The organism is Segatella sp. (assembly GCF_977051555.1).
Genome location: NZ_CDRSSE010000006.1, coordinates 45,524 through 71,483, shown reverse-complemented (window position 1 = coordinate 71,483; position 25,960 = coordinate 45,524). Strand labels below are relative to the sequence as shown.

The 25,960-nt window shown below is 44.0% G+C and carries 15 protein-coding genes; 9 read left to right on the top strand and 6 right to left on the bottom strand.

The window, feature by feature from the left end; translation table 11 throughout:
- Position 1 precedes the first annotated feature (1 nt).
- From bglX to ACWJAO_RS02500, 5 genes are all read right to left on the bottom strand, one after another.
- Positions 2–2,305 (bottom strand): beta-glucosidase BglX, encoded by a 2,304-nt coding sequence (gene bglX / locus ACWJAO_RS02520; protein WP_449139171.1) that lies wholly within the window; start codon positions 2,303–2,305, stop codon positions 2–4.
- Positions 2,302–3,675, bottom strand: coding sequence for a glucoamylase family protein (locus ACWJAO_RS02515; RefSeq protein ID WP_449139160.1), 1,374 nt, complete (start codon positions 3,673–3,675; stop codon positions 2,302–2,304). The genes bglX and ACWJAO_RS02515 overlap by 4 nt, the downstream gene beginning before the upstream one ends.
- Positions 3,676–3,823: 148 nt before the next feature.
- The gene (locus ACWJAO_RS02510; protein WP_260849797.1) at positions 3,824–4,588 is read right to left on the bottom strand and encodes an endonuclease/exonuclease/phosphatase family protein; all 765 of its coding nucleotides are present in this window, start codon (positions 4,586–4,588) and stop codon (positions 3,824–3,826) included.
- Positions 4,589–4,757: 169 nt separating this feature from the next.
- Positions 4,758–6,227 (bottom strand): RagB/SusD family nutrient uptake outer membrane protein, encoded by a 1,470-nt coding sequence (locus ACWJAO_RS02505; protein ID WP_233400042.1) that lies wholly within the window; start codon positions 6,225–6,227, stop codon positions 4,758–4,760.
- A gap of 20 nt (positions 6,228–6,247) precedes the next feature.
- Positions 6,248–9,268, bottom strand: a complete 3,021-nt coding sequence (locus tag ACWJAO_RS02500; protein WP_449139159.1) for a SusC/RagA family TonB-linked outer membrane protein — start codon at positions 9,266–9,268, stop codon at positions 6,248–6,250.
- A 429-nt stretch (positions 9,269–9,697) separates the two neighbouring features.
- On the opposite strand from ACWJAO_RS02500, the gene ACWJAO_RS02495 reads away from it, so the two are divergent.
- Both ACWJAO_RS02495 and upp read left to right on the top strand, forming a co-directional pair.
- Positions 9,698–12,355: a helix-turn-helix and ligand-binding sensor domain-containing protein gene (locus ACWJAO_RS02495; protein WP_449139158.1), complete on the top strand. Its 2,658-nt coding sequence runs from the start codon at positions 9,698–9,700 to the stop codon at positions 12,353–12,355.
- A 139-nt stretch (positions 12,356–12,494) separates the two neighbouring features.
- Positions 12,495–13,154 carry a uracil phosphoribosyltransferase gene (upp, locus tag ACWJAO_RS02490; protein WP_022121512.1) on the top strand — a complete coding sequence of 220 codons (660 nt, stop codon included), beginning with the start codon at positions 12,495–12,497 and terminating at the stop codon, positions 13,152–13,154.
- 586 nt (positions 13,155–13,740) lie between these two features.
- Here upp and ACWJAO_RS02485 read toward each other — a convergent pair.
- The gene (locus ACWJAO_RS02485) at positions 13,741–15,402 is read right to left on the bottom strand and encodes a nucleoside kinase (protein WP_287859498.1); all 1,662 of its coding nucleotides are present in this window, start codon (positions 15,400–15,402) and stop codon (positions 13,741–13,743) included.
- Between the two features lie 170 nt (positions 15,403–15,572).
- Here ACWJAO_RS02485 and ACWJAO_RS02480 point away from each other — a divergent pair, with 170 nt between their 5' ends.
- From ACWJAO_RS02480 to ACWJAO_RS02450, 7 genes are all read left to right on the top strand, one after another.
- Positions 15,573–17,282 carry a Na/Pi cotransporter family protein gene (locus ACWJAO_RS02480; RefSeq protein WP_449139157.1) on the top strand — a complete coding sequence of 570 codons (1,710 nt, stop codon included), beginning with the start codon at positions 15,573–15,575 and terminating at the stop codon, positions 17,280–17,282.
- A 253-nt stretch (positions 17,283–17,535) separates the two neighbouring features.
- Positions 17,536–18,531 carry an NAD-dependent epimerase/dehydratase family protein gene (locus ACWJAO_RS02475; RefSeq protein WP_449139156.1) on the top strand — a complete coding sequence of 332 codons (996 nt, stop codon included), beginning with the start codon at positions 17,536–17,538 and terminating at the stop codon, positions 18,529–18,531.
- Positions 18,522–19,541, top strand: a complete 1,020-nt coding sequence (locus tag ACWJAO_RS02470; protein WP_449139155.1) for a phosphatase PAP2 family protein — start codon at positions 18,522–18,524, stop codon at positions 19,539–19,541. Before ACWJAO_RS02475 ends, ACWJAO_RS02470 begins: the two co-directional genes overlap by 10 nt.
- 53 nt (positions 19,542–19,594) lie before the next feature.
- Positions 19,595–20,929 carry a tRNA (N6-isopentenyl adenosine(37)-C2)-methylthiotransferase MiaB gene (gene miaB / locus ACWJAO_RS02465; RefSeq protein ID WP_022110614.1) on the top strand — a complete coding sequence of 445 codons (1,335 nt, stop codon included), beginning with the start codon at positions 19,595–19,597 and terminating at the stop codon, positions 20,927–20,929.
- 124 nt (positions 20,930–21,053) lie between these two features.
- Positions 21,054–22,907, top strand: coding sequence for an ABC transporter ATP-binding protein (locus tag ACWJAO_RS02460; RefSeq protein ID WP_287819550.1), 1,854 nt, complete (start codon positions 21,054–21,056; stop codon positions 22,905–22,907).
- 77 nt (positions 22,908–22,984) lie between these two features.
- Complete coding sequence (locus ACWJAO_RS02455; RefSeq protein ID WP_449139154.1) at positions 22,985–23,908, top strand: lysophospholipid acyltransferase family protein; 924 nt, start codon at positions 22,985–22,987, stop codon at positions 23,906–23,908.
- Between the two features lie 31 nt (positions 23,909–23,939).
- The gene (locus tag ACWJAO_RS02450; protein WP_449139153.1) at positions 23,940–25,664 is read left to right on the top strand and encodes an ATP-binding protein; all 1,725 of its coding nucleotides are present in this window, start codon (positions 23,940–23,942) and stop codon (positions 25,662–25,664) included.
- The last annotated feature ends 296 nt before the right edge of the window (positions 25,665–25,960 follow it).

Below are 25,960 nucleotides of genomic sequence, written 5' to 3'. Positions count from 1 at the left end.
ATTATTTTAATTCAAACTTCAGAGTCTGTACATTTTTACTGTTTGGACCAACCATTACCTCGAATTCTCCAGGTTCATACTTATATTCCAATTCCTGATTATAGAATTTCAAATCATCAGGGGTAAGAGTAAAGGTAACTGTTTTTGTCTCGCCTTTCTTCAAACAGATTCTTTCAAAACCCTTCAATTCCTTCACTGGTCTAGACACACTTCCGACCAAATCGCGGATATAAAGTTGAACTATCTCATCTGCATCATAATTACCAGTATTTGTGACATCTACCGAAATCAGAATCTTACCATTCTCAGAAAGAATTGTACTAGAAAGAGATGGCTTTCCGTAGCGGAATGTGGTATATGAAAGTCCATAACCGAATGGATATAACGGTTCATTATCTATATCCAAATAGTTGCTGCGGAACTTCATAAACCATTTTCCATCCTCAAGCGGTCTACCTGTATTCAAATGATTGTAGAAGAGAGGAATTTGCCCTACACTCTTTGGCATAGTGGCTGTCAGTTTACCACTTGGAACCTTATCACCAAACAAGACATCACAAATAGCATCAGCCGATTCACATCCACCAAACCAGACATTCAAGATAGCAGGGAAGTTCTCCTTTTCCCAAGTCATCACAGTAGTTCTTCCTGAGAAATTAACAAGCACAATAGGCTTGCCCATTTTTTTAAGAGCAGCCAACAAATTCTTCTGAGCATCAGGTATTTCCAAATTAGTTCTACTACTACATTCACCACTCATTTCTGAAGACTCGCCCACAGTAGCAACAATAACATCAGCCTGTTTAGCTACAGCAATAGCCTCCTTCAACATCTCTTCTGCAGATCGCAGATCACGCATTTCTCTTCCAAACATAGTAGCATCAGCCTCTCTCTTTGCATCATACAACAGATTAGAGCCTTTAGCATAAAGTACTTCTGCTTTATTTCCTACAGCCTCCTTAAAAGCCTGAAGCACAGTTTTATTATCATTCAATCGGGCAGCAACGCTCCATGTTCCCGACATATTACTACGAGTATCTGCCAAAGGACCAACCAAAGCAATTTTACCCTTTTTCTGCAAAGGCAAAAGATTACCCTCGTTCTTCAACAGAACAAAGGTTTCTGCAGCAATCTTACGAGCGATAGCCTTGTGCTCTGGTGTAAAGATTTCCTTTTTTGCCCTTTTTTCGCTACAATATCTATAAGGATCATCAAACAGACCTAGCTTATATTTAGCTTCCAATATACGACGACAAGCCGTATTAACCGTCACCTCAGAAACCTTTCCTTCTTTTATTGATTTTTCTATAGTACCAACAAAGCCATCGGAAACCATATCCATATCGGTACCCGCATTCAACGCCATAGCAGAAACCTGCTGCAAATTGCCCATTCCATGTGCAATCATTTCTTCGATAGCCGTATAATCTGTCACAACCATTCCCTTGAATCCCCACATATTTCTGAGCACATCAGTCAAAAGCCATTTGTTACCAGACGCAGGTATACCTTCTACCACATTAAAAGAAGTCATCACACTTAATGCACCTGCATCAACAGCAGCCTTATAAGGAGGCATATAATAGTTAAACATACGCCATCTACTCATGTCTACCGTATTGTAATCTCTTCCAGCCTCAGCCCCACCATAAAGAGCAAAATGCTTAACACAAGCCATGACTGTATTTGGTGCAGACAAATCATTACCTTGGTAACCTTCTACCATAGCCTTGGCTATGCAAGAACCCAAATAAGGGTCTTCTCCATTGCCTTCAGACATTCTCCCCCAACGAGGATCTCTACAAATATCAAGCATAGGGCTGAAAGTCCAGTTAATGCCATCAGCCGAAGCCTCTTGAGCTGCAATTTGAGCAGACAGCTTGATTGCCTCCATATCCCATGAACAAGACAACGAGAAAGGTATCGGGAACACGGTTTCGTAGCCGTGAATTACGTCCATTCCAAAGAGAAGTGGTATTTTCAAGCGACTTTGTTCTACTGCAATTTTTTGAACTTCCTTAATGTTCTTCACACCTTTCAAGTTGAAGAGTCCACCAACTTCTCCTCGTTTGATTTTTCCTGCAACATCACTACTTTTAGTCTGTCCTGTTACTATTTCACCTGTTACGGGAAGATTAAGCTGTCCCAACTTCTCCTGTAATGTCATCTTACTCATCAAATTATCGATGAACTTATTCATTTTTGCATATTCTCCGGTTTGCTGTGCCATAGCCGGACTTACTCCCATGGCAAGCGTTACGAAAGAAAGTATCCAGTTTTTTGCTTTCATAATTTTGTTTTTTATTTATAGGTAAAACCTAGTTTCGTTAATCCTTCTTGTACCTCAGGGCAACTCATGAAGAGTTTCCACAAAAGTCCTGAGCGATAATTTTCTATCATCGGAGCTATCGTCAGTTGATCTATTGCCAAATAACGGGGCACTGTCCATTTTTTTGTTTCAGAGAAGGCATCATAGAATCCATACTTGCCCCAAATCCAAGCCCCCTTGGCATAGAAATATTTAAGGGCATTCATTGACTGTTCTGGTGTATATGGGAAAGAAGATAGAGCCGCTGTTGGCGTTATCACACCTAAATCATTATTTGGTGCATGAGCCGAATAGCCATCAACCGAATAGCTAGCAGTCAAACCCCAGCATTTTTTTCCATAACCTTTATAGCCTTTAGGATTACGAACGCAGTATTCGTAATCGCTCAGAGCATGGTTCTGTACTACATTCCAATAGTTGGCATACTGGTCCGACAAATTTCTAGGATCGAGCCCGATATATGAATATTGAGCCCAGAAAAGCGGACCGCCCATTTGTTCTGCTCCATTATGTTTCAACTCCAATGCATAACCAAAAGGCTTAGCTGTACTCTTGATTCCGCCACTACGAGCCCATCCTTTATGATAGCAGTCTGCTGAAATAGAATGAGTAGGTGAAGCCGCTCCAAGAATGTAAGTAATCAGACACTCGTTATAGCCCTCCAAAGGAAAGTTCATTTCCCATCCATAGTTAGGCGACCAATGCCAATAAAGTACATCCTGCCCCCCACGACGATACCAGTCGAATTCCATTTCCTTCCATAACTTGTCAATGCTAGCAGCAACTTGCTTCTCTTCGACATTTCCATCTTTGAAATACTGTCGGGCACAGAGCAAACTAGTCATAAGAAACGAACTTTCTACTAAATCTCCACCATCATCTTTTCGACCGAAGGGAACAATTCTGCCTGTCTTACCATTGATCCAATGTGGCCAAACACCATGAAAACGATCAGCATTCTCTAAGAAGTTCACTATCTTCCTAAATCTCTTTACCCCTTCCTGACGGTCAATAAAACCACGATCGATACCAACCAGTAAACCTGCAATTCCAAATCCACTTCCACCGGTTGTAACCACATCTTTATCATTCTGCGGATAAATGCCATCCAGATGAATACGTTCTGGCGCCAGTCCTGAATTACTTTCCGCACCATCCCACATATAATTAAGGTGTACTTTCTGTATATAGTCCAACATTTCATTATCATTAGCAAAGGATGTTGGTCTATCTTGCTTTACTGAAGGCGGAAGTGTTGCTGCTGGAGTATTCTCCCCAAATGCTCCACATGAAGTCCATGACAATGTCAACATGAAGAGCGATATTAGTGTTTTATTGATTTTCATTACCTTATTATATATTATATGTTTTATTATACTTTAATTACTTTGTTACGTAACAAGTACCCAGTTTTCATCGATTGTCCTCAATTTACATCTTGAAGAAAAATAACAATATCAGAAAAGAGTGATTCTTTCATTCTTGTAGATGCTATTATTTATAGTTTAAATCAACCAGTACTGGAAAATGGTCTGAAAGATAGACCTTCTCCGGTTTATCATCTATCACACGATAACGGGTAGCTTTTACGTTCTTATTCACAAACACATGATCAAGCAATGGGCATTCACCGACAGGAAGACGACCGAAATCATGCCAAGAATAATTAGGACCATATTTAACAGGCGCTATATCACGAACACTTTTCATGCCATTTTGGCGAAGCACCATGAATGGCGGTTCACCATCTGAGCAATTATAATCAGCTGTGATAATCACAGGCAACCCCTTAGCGCACTCATCTATCTTTTTAAGAATCAACCGAATACCTTCCTTTCTTGCAATCTGCCCATCATTATCAAGGTGAGTATTGAAGAAAGCTATCTTCTTGTGGTTGATTTTATCTTCTAAGATAGCCCAGCTACAAACACGATTATAAGAAGCATCCCAACCTTTTACACCAAACACATCTGGAGTCTCGCTCAAAGAGAAATCACCATGCTTAATAAGTTTAAAACGACTTTTCAGATAAAATAGAGGACTATGCTCACCCTGATGTTTACCATCATCTCGTCCTACGCCAAGTGCTTCGTATTGAGGAAGTTTTGATTTTAAATCATCCATTTGATTAGGGCAAACTTCCTGCATACCCAAAAGATCCGGCTGATAGTAATTGAGCATATCAACAACAGCCCCTTTTCGATTGTTCCAGATATTATCTCCATCTGATGCAGCATCCAATCGGATATTAAAGGTCATCACGCTCACTTTCTGGGCATGAGTAGACAGAATACAAAAGATGCATAATGTCAGAAAAGAGAATATTCTATAGACTTTATTCATAATAAACGCATTGATTGTGAGTATTCATCCTATAGGACCAGCCCCATTACAGAGCCGGTCCATAGATTTATATAAGAGAGATTGATTATTCCCCGATTGGTTCTTTCTTCAAGTCAGGATTATCATTTACGGTCATGAATGGCAACGGATAGTAAGTCTTAGCCTCTGTCCATCCCTTTGGTCCTAGCACGGTCTTAGCCTTGCCTGTACGTACCAAATCGTTATAACGCTCACCCCACTCACAACAGAGTTCCATTCTACGCTCATCAAGAATCTGATCAACCGTTACGTTGGTCAACTCGCCTAGATGTGCTCTAGATCTTACCAGATTGAATGGAGCATCACCATTCTTGTTCAAGCGGACCTTAGCCTCGGCATTCATCAGGAGAACATCAGCATAGCGCAAGATTCGAATGTTATTATTGCTACCATACTTGGTTCTGCCTTCAGTCAACTCGTTGGTTGGAGTATAAGCCTTACCATTCCAACAATCAGTCTGGGTAGGGTTTTTCAATGGGCGGATAACATCACCACTAGGAGTTGTTGTACCAGCCTCCAGGAAAGAAGTAGTATATCTTACTGTTTCACCACGATTCTTAGCCCATGCTCTAAACTCAGGGTAAAGACCAATAAAACCCCAGCCAGAAATATTACCATCATTAGCCGGTCCCTGGAACACAAACCACTGGTCGGCATCGACCATTGTACCAGAACCAACACCGAAGTCTGTACACTGACATTCCATCAAAGACTCATCACAGAGTTTTCCAGGAATTTTGAACAACTCATAAAAGTCATTATACAACTCAAAACCACCATTTGCAATGATATCATCAGTCAATCTTTCAACCTCATCATAGTTACCCATATTGAGGTTGATCTTGGCAGCCAACGCCGCAGCTGTGTAAGCAGTAACAGCACCCTTGTGCTCCATTTGGTTAGGACGCTTACGAGGAGCATTCTCCATTGCATACTTCAAATCCTCCAACATATAGCGATTTACAGAATTTAATGTTGAACGTGTCAAATCCTTCTGTGTATTGCTACGCAAGATAGTTACAGGACCAAAAGCCTGTGTCAGACGATAATAAGCATAAGCACGAAGAATCTTCACCTCACCTTGATAAGCACGATTGGTCTTCTTGTCTGCTTCTGTAGTCAGATTCTCGGCATATCCTTCCAATGATTCGATAGCAGAATTAGCCACCTTAATCATACCATAATACTGATTCCATAATTCCTTTAAGCCCCAGAAGCCATTGTCGTACTTAAAATTGCCGAAGTCTACCAATGGAGCTTGGTCATCAATACGACCTGACCAGACATCGTCATCTCTAACAATAGACAAAGGCCAAATCACCCAGTGCATACCACCTGTTCTCAACTTTGCATATACACCTGATACAGGCTGATACATATCATCGGTCTTTGTAAAATCTACCTTCTCCTCAGGAACTTTGTTCTCTGGGTCAATATCAAGATAGTCACTGCATGAAGTTACACCAACCATCAGTGCTCCAACAGCAAAAGCTGATATATATTTATTGATTCTCATTGTTGTATCTTTTTAATTAGTTAGAACTGAATTTGAACACCAAATGTATAAGTGCTTGTCAATGGATATACCTCTGTATCCCACCCCTGTGCATCGCTCAACTCTGGAGTGAAAGCGTTGGCACTGAAAAGAGTCAATGGGCGGTCGGCTGTTACACTCAAACGGATTGATGGCAAGGTATAGCTACCCATCTTGATATTCTTGAAACTGTAACCGAGAGTTGCATTCTGAATACGGAAGTAGTCTGCGCTCTCTACGAAGAAAGAATTAACTTTTTGGTCTGATACGTTCCATCCTTTTATCAGTGCCTTAGCAGATGGATATGTGTTGGTTGAACCAGGACCGGTCCAACGGTTCTTTACCTGTTCCTCATCAAAGTTGAAGTCACTCTGAGCATATCTCAAAGCACGCTTACGGTTGTACATCTGAGCACCAGCCTGTCCGTATGTACTCAACTCGAAGTCGAGATTCTTGTAACTGAAACCCAGATTGATACCGTATGTGAAGTTAGGGATATAAGAACCCAATGTCTGCTTATCTGCTGCATCTATCACACCATCATGATTTACATCCTCATACTTGAAGTCACCTGGTTCCAAACCGTTTGCTACAGCAATAGGATCATTCTGACACTCCTCTGGAGTCTGATAGATACCAACAACCTTGAAACCATAGAAAGAATTCATCTCCTTGCCAACCATATTGATAGTCTTACCACCGTTGATTATGTTAGCGCCACCCAAGCTCTTTACCTTATTACGAAGGAAAGACATATTTACACCTGCATGATACTTGAAGTCCTTACCTATACGGTCGTTCCATGTCATAGAGAAATCAAGACCTTCATTCAAAATCTTACCATAGTTGCCAGCCAATGACTTATTCTCAAATGAAACCAGCGGAGAAATCACAGCATGCTTGGTCATTCTGTGGAAGTAGTCGGCATCAATATTCAAGCGGCCCTGCAAAGTAGAGAGATTGAAACCTGCGTTGATTTCATCTACAACCTCCCACTGCAACCAGCTGAAATATGTATTATTCTGATAGCCAGGGAAAACAGTATTTCCGAATACACCAGAAGCACTATTACCGGTGGAGATAGATGCGAAGCCATCACTTGCTGCTACGTGGTCGTTACCCAACTTACCCCAGCTGGCACGAACCTTCAGATAGTCGATAATTGACTGGTTCTTCATCCAGGATTCCTCTGAAATTACCCAAGAAGCACCTACTGATGGGAAGTACCCCCACTTGTCCTGATACTTAGAAGAACCATCAGCACGCATCGTGAACATCAAGTAATACTTGCTGTCGAAATCATAGTTCAAACGGGCAAAGTAAGACAAACCTCTAAACTTTGTTCCGTCATCACCCAATGTAATACCTGTTGTGCTACCCTGTCCTAAATACAGATAAGAATCGTTGCCCTCTGGTACATTAGGAGCAGAGCCCCACAAGTTCTTATAAGTTTCCTGACGCATAGATGTACCAAGCATGGCACCGAAATTGTGCTTACCGAAACTATCCTTATAGGTCAAGGTATTATCCCATATATAGTTGTTATACTGGGTATTGGTCTTGGTCAAAGAAGTAGCATTACTCTGCTGATTGCTTTCTACATAGTAGGTAGGAACAAAAGTTCTGCCATCAATATTCTGATAGTTGTAGTTGATACTTGTCTTGAAAGTCAACTTCTCTGGCACGATATTCAACTGAGCATAAAAATTGGTCATATACTGACGCAAATCATTCTTTGAATCATAGTAGTTGGCTGTAGCTACAGGATTCTTGAAGTTGTCAGACAATCCGATGCTCTTAGGCGAAGCATACTTTTCAGGCTTGGCATTCTCATTGTTATTATCATATACAGGTATCAAACCAGGAGTATTGAATGCTTGCTGCCATGCTGTATTGTTTGGCAAAATCTGGCTTGACTGGCTGAATACTCCATTGAAACCTACCTTCAACCACTTGGTTGCATCGTAATCTATGGCAGCACGGAAGTTAAGACGCTTGTAGTTGTTCTTCACATCCATGATACCATCCTGTGCCAAGTAGCTCATACCCAAAGAGTAAGTTGACTTATCGCTACCGCCACTGATACCAATACTGTGGTTGGTCATTACTGCTGTACGAAGAAGTTCGTCATACCAGTCGGTATTTGCACCATAAGTCCACTTATGGAAATCGCTGTCAGCATAGCTACCCCCAAAACGGTCGATAGAATTCTTGATCATTGGGGAGTAAGCATCAAAGTTTGCTTCCATCAACATGGTAGCATACTGGCTAGAGTTCGCCATCTTCAATACATTTGTAGCTTTCTGAATACCTACATATCCATCGTATGTAATCTTGGCACTCTGATTCTTAACACCCTTTTTGGTCGTGATGAGTACAACACCATTGGCAGCTCTTACACCATAGATTGCTGCAGCAGAAGCATCCTTCAGAATTGTCATATCCTGAATATCATCATTGTTGATGAAGTTGATGTCATCATAGAACATACCATCAACAACATAGAGCGGAGAACTGTTTCCGAAAGAACCGACTCCACGGACACGCACTGTAGGACCAGCACCAGGCGTACCACTATTTACGACGTTCACACCTGCAACCTTACCCTGCAAGGCAGACATAGGAGAAGAAGAAGGTGTAGATTTGATATCATCAGCCTTGATAACGGTGATAGGCGAAGTCAAATCCTTGGCCTTAGCAGAACCGTAACCGATGACTACCACATCATTGAGGTTCTGGAAATCATCGTTCAAAACTACTTTCAGGTTATCAGTAACCTTTAAGGTCTGAGGCTGCATACCAATGTAAGATACATTAATAGTAGCCTTAGGGTTAACATCTTGGATCGTAAAGTTACCATCCATATCGGTAACGGTAGCCTGGTTAGAGCCAACAATCTTAATGGTCGCACCTATAATAGGGTAACCAGATGTGTCTAGGACACTACCTTTCACGACCTTATTCTGCGCAAAAGAGAATTGCGCAAAGCAAGAGAGTGTTAGAAGCAATAATAATTTTTTCATAATTAAATCATTTTGTTCGTTACTTTTATTTAAGTTTAAAATTGCGGTGCAAAGTAAACACTTTTTTGTTTCATTAGCAAATTTTGGACTACTCTTTAACTACTCTACACTATTTACCCACTACGCTATTACTACTGCAGAAACAGTTAACTTCTTGTTTTATAGAATGTTAAAGATACGCATATTTTTAGCCTTTTTTCTTTGCCCATTCACATATTTTTTGTATTTTTGCATGCGGATTCAATAACAACTAAACTTTGAAATATGTCACGACTAACATTTATCTACATAAATATACTATGTTTTTTATGCTTTGCTGGGCAGAACTGCAAAGCACAAACCTTCATGCCTATCATCACCAATTATAACTCGTTCTCCTATCAATTCGGTATTCAAAATTGGAGTTGTACCCAAGACGATAGAGGCACAATGTATTTCGGCAACAACGATGGCATGCTTATCTATGACGGCTATGAGTGGACACATGCTGCTCTTCCCAACAAAGGAATCATCCGCTCTGTTCTTGCTGATGGAGACAGAATCTACGTAGGAACTTATACTGACTTTGGATATTTCACACGCGACAACCGAGGTCGTATGACTTATCACTCTTTGTGGCCATCACAGTATAAATCGCATAACGATGAGATATGGAATATCATTAAAGTGAAGGATCATATCTATTTCCAGTCTTTCTGTTCTTATTTCGATTACGACGGCAAACAGGTTACGCCTTATTTCAATAATAAGGAATTACCCCTTTGGTTCTACCCTGCCAGAAACAATGTCTATACTCAAATTGTAAACGGCGGAATAAGCTTGGTCAAGAATGGAAAATTTCTGCCAGTTCTCTCTGCCACTAAAGTAAATGGCGACAACATTATGGGCATGTACGCCCTTTCCGGAAACAAGACCTTGCTGATTACGCACAAACAAGGATTCTTTATCATGGAAGGATCAGAGGCGACCCCTGTCCACACCAGTCTTGACGCAGAATTGTCGCGTTCTTTAGTCAACAGAACCGCTCTTCTTAACCCAACCACACTAATCGTAGGAACCATCAAAAATGGTGTTTATGCTATCAATCTCAACAATTTCCAAGTAATATGGCACTACAACAAAGCCAACGGATTGCACAACAATACCGTTCTCAACCTCTATGTAGATAACAGCAAGAATCTCTGGGTAACGCTTGACAATGGCATTTCTCTGATACATACCGGTTTACCATTGTCGGTAATGAATATGGAAGGCTTCGGTATGACGTATGGCATGAGTATCATCAACAACCAGATGTATATTGCAACAAACCAGTCGGTATGGCAATATGATATGACGAAGCACCAGACCATCAACGTATCAGGATGCGAAGGCCAGAACTGGTACTTGGCGGCGATGAACACCCAAGTGTTTGTTGGCAACAATAATGGTATCAAGAACATTGTTAGGGACAAATCTTTCAATCTAAGCAATACCATCAATGGAAGTACTTGCCTCAAAGAATACCATCTCTTTGGGCAACATGCCTTGATAGAGTCTTCCTACACCATCTTTCATTTCTTTAGAAAAGAAGGTAACAGATGGGTTAACAGACGGGATATCAACGGCTTTAGTGCTCCTATCCGAGAATTCGAAATAGACAATACGGGCGTTCTCTGGGCAGCCCATATGAGTAAAGGTCTGTATCGGCTCACATTGTCAAAAGACCTTTCTCGCTTTACCAAAGTACAATACTATCCTTCGCTCAACAATGGACCAGAACAGATGTTTCACGTCATGAACATCAATGGAAGAGTAGTCTTCTCTTATAATAACGGGCTATATACTTACGATGATATCCAAAAGGAAATTGTAGCTTACAAGGGATGCGGATGGCTCAGCAATACCGGCATCATCACCTCTTCGTTCATTGACAAGAACCAATATTGGGTGCTTAATAAAGACGGTTTCTGGTTGATCCAATCCAACGAACAAAATGGACACCCAAAGGCATTTATATCGAACACCATCTTTGGAAAAGAAATCAACAACTACGGCCATGCGATGTATACGCAGGGAGCCAATACCTATTTCTTCCTGAACGATGGCATTGGCCGATATAATGGCAAAGACATTCGTTCAAAGAGAAATCTGTATAAGATTTTCATCAAGGAGGTGATTACCAAGGGGAAGAACAACCATCAGGAATACCTGCCGATACATAGCAATAAAGAGGATGTTGACTCAAGGGGAAATATGTTCTTCAAGCTATCTTATCCAAACTTTGATAACGAGAAACTGGTATTTTGTTATACGCTGGCAAAAAATGGCAAAAAGCTGACAGAGAAAAGTAGCTCACCAACCATCTCTTATAATAACTTAGATTACGGAAACTATACTTTTACTGCAACCGTCAAGAGCCTGAGCGGAGAGGTACTGAGCGATTCTATCGTCTATCAATTCTCATACCCAGCCCCATTTTACCTTTCTATTTGGGCATGGTTTGGATATGCCTTCCTGCTCTATGTCTGCGTATATGGCTATACTCGCTGGCATACAAACAAGATTGTACGCCGCAACCAAAAGGTGGCAGAAGCAAAACTGATGGTACAGAAGATGAAGGTTCTGGAACAGGAACGCATTATTGCCGAACAACAGAAGATTCTTCTAGAAAACGAATTGGAAATAAAAGGCAAAGAAACAGCAAGCATCGCATTCGATATGCTCGCGTTGAAAAACTCTATGGGCGATGTAAAGGAGCAACTCTTAAGCGGAATGCACCGGGGAACCTTAAGCTCACGGGATGTAAACAAGATTCTGATGCAGATGAAGAGTCAGGATACAGATTTATTCTGGAGTACCTTTCAGAACAACTTCGACCTCATCCACAAGCGTTTCTTCAGAAATCTGCACGAGAAATATCCAGAGCTTACCGCCAACGATATGAAGATTTGCGCCCTGCTGCGACTAAATCTTAACACTAAGGATATTGCCAACTTTACACATCTCAGCATACGAGGTGTAGAAAGCGTAAGATACCGTCTGCGCAAAAAATTGGGTATTCCTAGCGAGAAATCGCTAACAGACTTCCTGATAGAATTTGAGTAGGCAATCGCATATTTGGGGCTATTCAAGATAAAAAATACGCAAACATTTTGCTGATTCCATATTTTCTATTATCTTTGCATGAGATTTGCTGCATCTCAGCTATCTGAAAACAAAACGAGAAATATAAAACTACAGCTATATGAAGATAAATAATCTGAGCGAGCACAATTGCATCATCAACCGCTATCTGGCAGAGATGCGTGACTGCGATTATCAAAAGAACCGATTGCTCTTCCGCAACAACATCATGAGAATCGGTGAGTATGAAGCCTTTGAAATATCAAAGACTCTTAATTACGAAAAGACTGAGGTGACTACACCACTCGGTGTGGCCCAGGTTAATCTTCCTACCGAAAAGATTGTCATCGGTACAATCTTCCGTGCCGGACTTCCTTTCCACGAAGGTTTCCTCAATATTTTCGACCACTCAGGCAATGCCTTTGTGAGTGCTTATCGCGAGTATACCAACAAGGAGCATACTGAGGTGGGCGTACATATCGAATACCTCGCCACACCTGATCTTACTGATAAGGTGCTCATCATTGCCGACCCTATGCTTGCCACAGGTATCAGCATGGAGATGGGTATGAAGGCTTTCCTCACCAAGGGCAATCCTAAACATATCCACATTGCCTGTGTTCTCGCTGCACCTGAGGGTATTGAGCACATCAAGAAGACCTTCCCTGAGGACAAGACTACCATCTGGTGCGCCTCTATTGATGAGGGCTTGAACGAGCATAAGTATATCGTGCCAGGATTCGGCGATGCCGGCGACTTGTGCTATGGCAGCAAGCTCTAAGCCGCAGGCTTTATAAATTCGTACGCTTTATAATAAAGTATAGCAACTCTACTCTGAAATACTCTTCACTCTTCACCTTTCGGCCCGAAACCCCTGTGTTTATCGGCATTCCGAGGGGTGAAGAGTTATTTGTATCTCTTCACCCACTCTTCACCACTCTTCACCGACAGACATTAAAAAAACTGAACTTTCGCATGCGGTTCAAGTACGGGCTGAAGGCCCAAAAGCTCCTAGCCCAGGACGTGTGGGGCAAAACTTACGAATGTTCAATTAAAAAGAGGTACAAGACCGCTGCAACAGAAGGTGAAGAGTGGTGAAGAGTGGGTGAAGAGTGCCCGAACACTCTTCACCCCTCGGAATGCCGATAAACACAGGGGTTTCGGAGCATTTGGTGAAGAGTGAAGAGTTTTTCGTCTATCGCATAAAAAAGAAAATCAGACGTCTAAAAGGAAATCAGATAAACCCATTTCCGAGGACTGTTAAAGACAAACAGCCGACTAGCGGATAAGACGCTAGTCGGCTGTCCGGCTTCTGCCAGTTGGCTGTCCTACTCAAACAGCCAACTTATCTCCGAAAGATAAAACCTTTAATAATGGAACGAGCTGCCCCCCAGGAACTCTCGCAGAAGCGAAGTAGGCGGCAGATTATTATAAGGTATACCCTTGAAATATTTCAGGAACTTAAGCAACCGGTAAGCCTCAGCATATTCCTCGCAATTCTCCGGAACCTGCTGCAGCAGCGGCTCTGCCTGCGTCTTAATCACAGCCAACTCATAAAGCATCGCCGTATTGAGCATCGCATCGGCATTCTCCTGGAACGGGAATATCCACTTGTTCTCACCCGCCCTTACCGAAGGCCAGCGATGAATGGTTTCCTGGGCAGAGACACCTCGATACTTGTAATCGCGGATGATGCGGCGAAGCAAACGGTTGTCTGTTGTCGGGATATAATTGTGATTATCCAGAAGAATCGTGGTCAGCGCCGAAGCATATACTCTGAATATCTGCTCCTGCGGGATGTGAGCCGTCAGTTCAGGGTTCAATGCATGAATGCCCTCTACCACCAGCACATTGTTATCGTTCATCTTCAGCTTGTTGCCGCTCTTTTTACTCTTTCCGCTCTGGAAATCATACTTCGGCAATTCTACCTCCTCACCACGGAAGAGGGCATTGAACTGCTCGTTGATCAAATCGAGATCCAGGGCATAGATGCTCTCATAATCATATTCGCCCGAAGCATCCTTCGGCGTTTTCTCCCTATCTACGAAATAATCATCGAGCGAAATCTGGAGCGGTTTCAATCCGTTTACGGCAAGCTGTATGCTCAGGCGCTTGCACGAAGTGGTCTTGCCCGAAGAAGAAGGACCTGCCAGCAGCACCAGTTTCACGCCCTTGCGGCTGGCAATCTCCTCAGCAATCTTGGCAATTTTCTTCTCCTGCAGCGCCTCGCTGATATTGATGATGTCGGTAGAATGATTGGAATCTATCGCCTGGTTAAAATCGCCTACAGTCCTGATGCCCAGGATACTCTGCCAGCGATGATGCTCCTTAAATATCTCAAACATCTTGTCCTGTCGGGTCATTTCGCCCAGCACATCCGGGTTCTTGAGCGAAGGAATGCGCAAGAGCATGCCATCATAATATTTCTCCAGTCCGAAGAGATAGAGCTGCGAGGTATTGGTGAGCAGCGTGCCGTAGTAATAATCTACATAATCACCTATTTTATAATAGGTAGTATAGATAGAGCCCGATGTCTTGAGCAGTTTCACCTTCTCAACATCCCCTTTCTCCTGGAACAGCGCAACAGCCTCTTCGGTAGGCACGGTGAAGCGGCGTATCGGCATCCTGGCATCGATAATCTCCTGCATGCGACGGCGGATGATGTTCACATCTTCATCTACAACAGGTCTGCCCAGGCGGATATCTACGTAGAAACCATTCGATACGGGGATATCAATCACCACATCTGTAGCAGGATAAATGTCCTGTACCGCCTTGCAGAGAACAAAGAAGAGGGTACGGGTATATGCACGCGAACCGGATGAAGAAGTCATATCAAGGAATTCTACATCTTTAGAATTATAAACACGATAATGCATGCCTTCAACCTTGTTATTTACCCTTGCAGACACCGGTCCGTGGGTCATTTTGAGGTCAAATGCAGAAAAAATATCAAAAAGTGTGCTTCCGATTTCTACTTTCTGAGATTTTTTATTATTTTTGCAACGGATTTGAATTGCTTGTTTCATTTGTATTAAAACTATGTTACAAAATTAAACTAATCTACCCGCTCTCGAAGCCCCCGAGGTGCTTTTTGAGCATCGGCTTACTCTTTTTAGAAGAGAGACGCCTACAGAGTGTAAAGTTACGAAGAAATTCGGAAACTTGATGTATTTGACAACATTAATTAAGTTATTATATGTCGATTTGGATATTTTTTAAGCTTATTGGAGCACTCGCCCTACTGATGTTCGGTATGAAGACCATGAGCGACAGTTTGCAGAAGATGGCAGGACCACAGCTCCGCCATGTGTTAGGAACGATGACCACCAACCGTTTGACGGGCATCCTCTCGGGTACGCTCATCACCGCAGCGGTGCAGTCTTCTACAGCCACAACGGTGATGACCGTATCATTCGTTAATGCCGGTCTCCTTACCCTAGCCCAGGCTATCTCCGTTATCATGGGCGCCAACATCGGAACCACACTCACCGCATGGATTATGAGTGCCGGTTTCTCGTTTAACATCACAGATTTTGTATGGCCGGCGTTCTTCATCGCCATCATCCTGATTTACAGCAAGAAGCGCAAGATTATCGGCGACTTCATCTTCGGTATATCCTTTATGTTTCTCGGTTTGGGAACTTTACGCCAAACCGGTATCGACATGGATCTGGCTCATAATCAGCCGGTTCTAGAATTCTTTGCAAGTTTCGATCCTCACAGTTTCCAGACTACTATCACCTTTCTGATTATCGGTAGCATACTCACTATGTGCGTGCAGAGTTCGGCAGCCGTCATGGCGATTACGATGATTCTCTGTTCTACCGGTGTATTGCCAATCTATCAGGGCATTGCGCTTGTAATGGGTGAGAATATCGGAACAACCGTAACCTCCAATGTGGCAGCGCTCACCGCCAACACCCAGGCCCGGAGAGCAGCGATGGCGCACATGGTGTTCAACATCTTCGGTGTGCTTTGGATACTCTGCGTGTTCCGCCCGTTCATCCATCTGGTTTGCGGCTGGGTAGGTTATGACGACATGATGGAGAAGACCGATCCTCATTTCGTAGCCAATGCCGCCAAGCTATCCTTTGTGCTTGCCGCCTTCCATACCACCTTTAACCTATCCAACACCTTTATCCTGGTTTGGTTCATTCCACAGATAGAGAAGCTGGTATGCAAGATTATCCGTCCTAAGAAGAATGCCGATGAAGACGATTTCCGCCTGCGCTTTATCCAGAGCGGTATCATGAAGACACCGGAAATCTCTGTCTTGGAGGCACAGAAAGAGATTCATTGCTTTGCCGAGCGCATCCAACGCATGTTCGGCATGGTGAAGACGCTTCTTGGCGAAACCAATGAAGATAAGTTTGTAAAACTCTATAGCCGCATCGAGAAATACGAGGGCATCTCAGACAACATGGAGATAGAGATTGCCAAGTATCTCGACCAGGTGAGCGATTCTCATCTTTCTGACGAGACCAAGGCAAAGATTCGTGCCATGCTCCGTGAGATTTCTGAAATCGAGAGTATCGGTGACAGCTGCTTCAACATCGCACGCACGCTGAACCGCCGTTTCAAGGGCAAGGAAGACTTCATCACTTCACAGTATGAGCACATGCACCAGATGATGGAACTTACCGACAATGCCCTTACCCAGATGAACATCACACTCGTAGGTCATAAGGGAGACAACGATGCCAACCTCTCTTTCAACATCGAGAACGAAATCAACAACTATCGCAATCAGTTGAAGAGCCAGAACATCAACGATGTAAACAACCATCTCTATACCTACGCCATCGGTACCATGTATATGGATATCATCCAGGAATGCGAGAAACTCGGCGACTATGTAGTAAACGTAGTAGAGGCCCGCATGGGTGTAAGACAGCATGAAGCTTAGAGAGAGTTTATAGTTAACAGTTTATAGGGCATGAAGTTCATTAGTGAGCTTCATGCCCTATCTTTATTTTCTACCTATATTAAAAATAGGACAAACAGATATGTTTTTAAGCAAGATACTTGATTCACAACAGCAAAGTTGCCATAAAGAAGTGATTTCACAAAGAAAAAGAAAGAATTTTGGCATAACATAGAGGATAACTCGATTTTTTGTTGTAATTTTGCAGCCGAAATTGCAATTTTATAAATAATTAATGAAGATTCTAGTAACGGGTGCGTCGGGCTTTATCGGCAGCTACATCGTGGAAGAGGCCTTAAGACAGGGCATGGAAACCTGGGCGGCAGTACGCCCTACCAGTTCCAGAAAGTATCTGCAAGACGAGCGCATCCATTTTATCAATCTCAATCTTTCTTCAGAGGAAGAGTTAGAGAAAGAGCTCGCCCCGCACGAGTTCGACTATATAGTGCATGCAGCCGGCGCAACGAAGTGCCTGCATGCAGAGGACTTTTATAAGGTAAACACAGAGGGAACCAAGCATCTGGTGAACGGCCTTCTGCGCCTCCAGATGCCTATCAGGCGATTTGTCTTTGTCAGTTCGCTCAGCATCTTTGGAGCCATCCGCGAAGAGCAGCCTTACCAGGAAATCTCAGAACATGATACTCCTAGGCCAAATACTGCATACGGAAAGAGTAAGCTGGAGGCAGAACGCTATCTGGACAGCATCGGCAATAACTTCCCTTATATCATCCTCCGACCTACAGGAGTTTACGGTCCTAGGGAGAAAGATTATTTTCTCATGGCACAGAGCATCAAGCAACATGTTGACTTTGCTGTAGGATTCAAGCGCCAGGACATCACTTTTGTATATGTACAGGACGTGGTACAGGCTGTATTCCTGGCTCTGGATCATGGAATGAACGGCAGGAAATACTTCCTCAGCGATGGAGAAGTATATCAGTCAGCTGCCTTCAGCGACCTGATAAAAAAGGAGTTAGGCAACCCTTGGATGCTACGCATCAAGGCGCCTGTCTGGGTGTTGCGCATCGTAACCTTCTTCGGAGAGTATCTCGGAAGGATGACGGGCAAGATGTCGGCCCTGAACAATGATAAGTATAACATTCTGAAACAGCGCAACTGGCGATGTGATATTGAGCCAGCCATGGATGAACTGGGCTATCATCCTCATTATCCACTGGAAAGAGGTGTGAAGCTCGCCATCAAGTGGTACAAGGATAACGGATGGCTGTAAATTATAAACTAATAAGAAGCGTGATAAAAGATTATTTCAAGATAGACAAGAACCCGAAGAAGGGACTGATGACACTGGAATGGGTCATGCTGGGATATATGGCAATCACCATTATCACCATGCTCTTTACCTATACCAAACTCGTAAACCCGGAAGCTATGCTCTGGGGACGACTGAGAGTGCTCGTCATGACCATAGCTCTTTGGGCAGTATACCGCATGATACCTTGCCGCATCACCAAGATGGCACGCATCATCGCACAAATGGGTTTGCTCGCCTGGTGGTATCCAGACACCTACGAAATCAACCGTATGTTCCCTAACCTCGACCATATCTTTGCAGGTTGGGAGCAGGCTCTTTTCGGATGTCAACCCGCCCTGCTCTTTGCCAAAGCCATGCCTTGGGCTGCAGTAAGCGAACTGATGTCGATGGGCTACTTTATGTATTATCCGATGATTGCATTGGTTACATTCTATTATTTCTTCTGCAGATATTATGAGGCAGAAAGAGCTGCATTTGTCATGCTCGCCAGTTTCTTTATCTACTATCTCTTCTACATCTATGTACCGGTAGTGGGGCCGACCTTCTACTTTGAAGCAGTAGGAATATCAGAAATAACCAAAGGCATCTTCCCAGCTTTGGGCGATTACTTCAATTCCCACACCAACTGCCTGCCGACACCGGGCTACACCGACGGAATCTTCTACCAGCTTGTAGAGGATGCCAAGAACGCCGGTGAGCGTCCTACTGCCGCATTCCCAAGTTCGCATGTGGGCGTCAGTACCATCTGCATGCTTCTGGTCTGGCACGCCGGCAACAGAAGAATGCTATACGTGATGCTGCCATTCTACATCTTCCTGTGTCTGGCTACCGTATATATTCAGGCGCATTATCTCATCGATGCCATCGCCGGCCTCATCTCTGCCATCGTCATCTATTTTGCACTGATGGCAGTATCGAAGGGAATGATAGAGCATCATGCTCCTTCTTCGCGACTGAGATTCAGATAAATACATATTTTAATTACAATAACATTATAAACGAATAGAATTCATCTAGAACAATGAAGAAACTATTTATTGAGACTTATGGCTGCCAGATGAACGTGGCAGACAGTGAGGTAGTTGCCTCTGTGATGCAGATGGCTGGCTACGAAATTTGTGAGAAAGAAGAAGAGGCTGATGCCATCTTCCTGAACACCTGCAGCATCCGCGAGAATGCGGAGAACAAGATTTATCATCGCCTCGACACCCTCCATGCTGAACAGAAGAAGGGAAGAAAGGTGATTCTCGGCGTTTTGGGCTGCATGGCTGAGCGCGTGAAGGATGACCTCATCCAAAACCACTATGCCAACCTGGTCTGTGGACCAGACAGCTATCTCAACCTGCCGGATATGATTGCGCAGTGCGAGATGGGCACCAACGCCATCAACATCGAACTTTCCAAGACCGAGACTTACCGCGACATCGTGCCTCAGCGCATCGGTGGTAACAGAGTAAGCGGCTTTGTAAGCATCATGCGTGGTTGCAACAACTTTTGCCACTACTGCATCGTACCTTATACCCGTGGACGTGAACGCAGCCGTGATGCAGAAAGCATCCTGCGTGAGGTTCGCGATTTGCAACAGCGTGGTTTCAAGGAAGTTACCCTGCTTGGACAGAACGTAAACAGTTACGGTCTCTCTCCATCGGGCAAGCGCGAAGAAGGCAGTCTTTCCTTCGCCGAACTCCTCCACATGGTAGCCCAGGCTGTACCGGATATGCGTGTACGCTTTACCACCTCTAACCCAGAGGATATGACCGAGGACATCCTCCACGCCATCGCCGAAGAGCCAAACCTCTGCAAGCACATCCACTTCCCAGCACAGAGCGGAAGCAACAAGATACTGAAGCTGATGAACCGCAAATACACCCGTGAGGAGTATCTGCAGCGCATCGCCGACATCAAGCGCATCATCCCGGGCTGCGGCATCACCACCGACATCTTCGTGGGTTATCACGACGAGACCGAGGAAGACCATCAGGAAACCCTCTCGCTGGTGAAGGAAGTAGGATTCGACAGCGCCTTCATGTTCAAGTATTCAGAGCGCCCGGGCACCTATGCCGCCAAGCATCTGCCAGACAACGTTTCTGAGGAAACCAAGATAGCCCGCCTCAACGAACTTATCAAGTTGCAGACCGAGGTGAGTGCCGAGCAGAACAAGAAGGATGAGGGCAAGGAGTTCACCATCCTCATCGAGAACTTCAGCAAGCGTAGCCGCGAGCAGATGATGGGTCGAACAGAACAGAACAAGGCGGTTGTCATTGATAAGGGTAACCACCATATCGGAGAGTTCGTGAAGGTTCGAATCACCGGTTCTACCTCTGCTACTCTCTTCGGAGAAGAAGTAAAGGAGTAACCCCAAACTCTTCAGAACAGCTTTTTCTGAATAAAAAGACTCTTCTGAAAGAAAAAACAGAATATAAACAAGAAAAACCGCCAAAATTTTGGCGGTTTTCTTAAAAAGCATTATATTTGCACCTATGAAGGAATTCTTGCAAATTTTACGCCGATTCGTCCCTCCATACAAGAAGTATCTGGGACTGTCAATCCTGTTCAATATCCTGTCTGCGGTATTGAACATCTTTTCGTTTGCAGCCTTGATACCAATCCTGCAAATCCTGTTCAAAGTAGATGGTGGTATCCGTGTCAACGAGTATATGCACTGGAATGGAGATTGGGGTAGCATCAAGGAGGTTGCAACCAATAACCTGTATTATTATATTCAGGAGTTTATTGTTGTCCATAGTGCATCAACAGCCCTTTTGGTCATCGGCATATTCCTAGCCTTCATGACATTCCTCAAGACGGGAACCTATTTCCTCTCGTCAGCCACCATCATACCTATCCGTACAGGTATCGTAAGAGACATCCGCAACCAGATTTACCAGAAGATAAACAGTCTCTCGCTCGGTTTCTTCAGCGAGGAGCGCAAGGGAGATATCATTGCCCGCATGAGCGGTGATGTGCAGGAAGTGGAGAACAGCATCATGTCGTCGCTCGATATGCTCTTCAAGAACCCTATTCTCATTCTCTTCTATTTCGTTACGCTGATCTGCATCAGTTGGCAGCTTACCCTCTTCACCATCCTCTTTGTACCACCTTTCGGCTGGTTCATGGGAGTAGTGGGCAAGAAACTGAAGGCACACAGTATCGAGGCACAGGCACTTTGGAGCGATACGATGAGTATGGTAGAAGAAACCCTAGGTGGCTTGCGCATCATCAAGGCGTTCTGTGCAGAAGAAAAGATGAACAAGCGTTTCAATCAGGTTAACAGCAGCTACCGCGACAACATCATGCGTGTAAATATCCGCCAGCAGATGGCTCACCCGATGAGTGAGTTTCTGGGAACTATCCTCATCGTAGTGGTATTGTGGTTTGGCGGTATCCTGGTTCTGGATTACGGCAGAATCGACGGTCCTACCATCATCTTCTATCTCGTGATGCTCTACAGCATCATCAACCCGCTGAAGGAATTCTCCAAGGCGAGCTACAATATCCCAAAGGGATTGGCAAGTATGGAGCGTATCGACAAGATTCTGCAGGCTGAGGTGGAAATCAAGGACAAGGAGAACCCTGAACATATCAGCAGCTTCGAACATCAGATAGAGTTCCGCCACGTTTCCTTCGCCTATACAGACCGAAAGAGCGCCGAACTGGTTTATGTATTAAAGGATATCAATCTCGTAATACCAAAAGGTAAGACTGTTGCACTTGTTGGTCAGAGCGGTAGCGGTAAGAGTACGATGGTAGATTTGATTCCTCGTTACTATGATGTACAGGAAGGCGAGGTGCTGATTGATGGCATTAATGTGAAAGACCTTGCCGTACATGACCTTCGCATGCTGATAGGAAATGTAAACCAGGAGGCTATCCTCTTCAATGCAAGTTTCAAGGACAACATCCGATTCGGCAAGACCGATGCTACGGATGAGGAAATAGCCAATGCAGCTAAGATAGCCAATGCTTACGAGTTCATAACCAAGTCGGAGCATGGTTTCGATACAAATATCGGAGACCGAGGCGGCAGACTCTCTGGCGGTCAGCGCCAGCGTGTCAGCATCGCCCGTGCCATCCTCAAGAATCCTCCTATCCTTATCCTCGATGAGGCAACATCAGCCCTCGATACCGAGAGCGAGCGCCTGGTTCAGGATGCCCTGGAGAGATTGATGAAGACCCGTACCACCGTAGCTGTGGCCCACCGACTGAGTACCATCAAACATGCAGACGAAATCTGCGTATTGCATGAGGGAAGGATTGTGGAGCGCGGTACTCATGAGGAGCTGATAAAAAAAGAAGGATATTACAAGAAGTTGCATGATATGCAGCAGGTGTAATATACTGTTAAGTGTTGAATGTTAAATGTTAAGTAGCATTCTTGCTTATATATAATAAGGTGTAAATCATAGGAGTTATGACAAAGATTGTTTATGCGCTGTTTTATGCAATATCGCTGCTGCCTTTCAGGCTGCTCTATTGCATCGCCGACTTCGAGTACTTCATGATGTATTACGTCATCAAGTACCGCAGAGGCATTGTGCGTAAGAATCTCACCACCTCCTTCCCTGAGAAATCAGAAGAAGAGATCATCGACATCGAGAAGAAATTCTACCGCTGGTTCAGCGATTACTTCTTCGAGGCGGTTAAACTTCTGAGCATCAGCGATAAGGAACTTCGCCGCCGATTCAAGGTATATAACAGCGAAGAAGTGGAACAATGTTTCCAGAAAGGTCAGGATGTGGCAGCCATCCTCGGTCATTACTGCAACTGGGAGTGGCTCTCATGTGTAGGCATCGAACTGCCCAAAAGCCGCATCATGGGCCTCATCTATCATCCACTGTACAATAAAGCTTTTGATGAACTCTTCAAGCGCATCCGCTCTCACGAAGAAAACGGAGTGCCTGTCCCTAAGAAGGACATCCTCCGATATCTCGTAGACTACAAACGCAAGAACATCCGCAGCATCTTCGGCTACATCAGCGACCAGGGGCCCAAGTGGGAAAACATCCACCTGTGGCTTCCTTTCCTTAACCATCCCGAAACTCCGGTATTTACTGGCGGCGAGAGAATCATGAGAAAGATGAACGATGCCGTGTTCTATGTAGAGATGTCCCGCCCTAAGCGCGGCTACTATACAGCAACCTACAAACTCATCACCCGCAATCCGAACTCCCTGCCGGAGCACGAGATAACCCGTCGCTTCTTCCAGATGCTGGAAGCCACCATCCGCCAGAATCCACCTTATTATTTATGGACGCATAACAGATGGAAGCGAACCAAGGAGGAGTTTGACAAGCGATACGAAGTGGTGAAAGGGAAAGTTGTGCCAAGAGAATAGAGTTTATCTTAAGAATAGAAAGGGTTACAAGATGATAGAAGCAAAAAGAGTACCTTATGGAGTCTCTGATTTCTTAAGAGTTATCAGAGAAAATCAGTATTACGTAGATAAGACTATGTATATTCCGTTGTTGGAGGGCCAACCCGACAACCTGATATTCATTCGCCCTCGCCGTTTCGGCAAGAGTCTGTTCCTCAGTATGCTCGAAGCTTACTATGACTGTAAGATGAAAGATCAATTCCAGGAAATCTTCGGAGGTCTCTGGATAGGCAGTCAGCCTACCCCTCTACAGGGTAAGTATCAGGTACTGACACTCGATTTCTCACAGGTAGGAGGAAACATTGACAACCTGGAAGAGCACTTCAACTCATATTGCAATATCTGCTTTGACGCTTTCATCAACAGATATGCACATTTTTATGATGAAGATGTCAGAAAGGCCGTTCTTGCAGAGGATGTAGCATCCAATAAGCTTGCTACTATCCAAAGATTCGCAAAAGAACACAATTATCAGCTTTATCTCATCATCGATGAATACGACAACTTCACCAACACCGTGCTCAATGAACAGGGTGAAAAAGTGTATCATGCGATGACGCATGCCAGCGGTTTCTACCGCGACTACTTCAAGAAGTTTAAGGGTTCATTCGCCAAGATATTCATGATGGGTGTAAGCCCTGTAACACTAGACGATGTTACCAGCGGTTTCAACATTGGCTGGCATATTTCAACCAAGCCCGAGTTTGACAAGATGCTGGGCTTCAGCACAGAAGATGTACGAGCCATGTTTACCCGTTATCGCGATGCGGGACAGATACCGGCAGATAGCGATATCGAGGCAATGATAGAAGAGATTAAGCCGTGGTATGACAATTATTGCTTCTCAGAGGCATGCTTAAGCAGCAAGGTCAGGGTTTTCAATTGCGATATGGTGTTATATTATCTCCGTAATTACATGGACGATGGTAAAGCCCCTAAGCAGATGATAGACCCAAACACGAAGACCGACTACAACAAGATGAAGCGACTGCTCCAGCTCGACAAGCTAGACGGCAACCGCAAGGGCATCATCCGCAGGATTACGGAGGAAGGCAGCATCGTATCGAATCTATACGAAACCTTCCCTGCCAGCGAAATCGTGAAGCCGGAATACTTCCCAAGCCTGCTTTTCTATTACGGCATGCTTACCATCAAGGATACTTTCGGCGACCAGTTGCTCCTGGGAATCCCGAACAACAATGTTCGCCGCCAATATTATGGCTATCTGCAGGAGCAATATCAGGAAATCAACCATATCAACCTGAATGAGTTTGGTTATATGCTCACCTGCATGGCGTTTTATGGAAAATGGGAAGATGTCTTGGGCTTTATGTCGAAGGCTTACGCCGAAGTGGCATCAGTAAGAGATGGCATCGAAGCCGAGCGCAACCTGCAAGGTTTCTTTATGGCATATCTCTACCTGAGCAGCTATTACATTACGGCTCCCGAGCTTGAGTTAAATCACGGCTATTGTGATTTCTTCCTCTTGCCCGACCTGACCCACTATCCTACCAAACATAGCTACATCATCGAACTGAAGATGTTGCCAGCCAAGGATTTTGAGGCAAAAGCCGAGGCACAATGGCAGGAAGCAGTAGAACAGATCAATCGTTATGCCGCAGCACCAAGAATAGAAGTCTTGCGCCAAGGCACGACATTGCATAAAATCATCATCCAGTTTGCTGGATGGGAAATGAAACGAATGGAAGAAGTATAAATATTCTTTGTTGAACTACCTAAAAGTGTTTGACAGGCAATATAAACCAACAAAAAATGCAGCGCACTGCAAATCTTGCGAATTATCAAAAGAAAATGCAGTGCACTTCATTTTTCTCGCTTACGATGGAGTTCAATGCCCTGATAGTAATGAAGTACGGCATAATGACCAGTTTTTCTTCACATCTGCTCTTTCTACTGCAAATTTAGTCGCAATTGCGACATTTTTTGCAGTAATATTTGGAATATTCAATATAAATTCTTATCTTTGCACTGCAAAAACAGTCGCAATTGCGA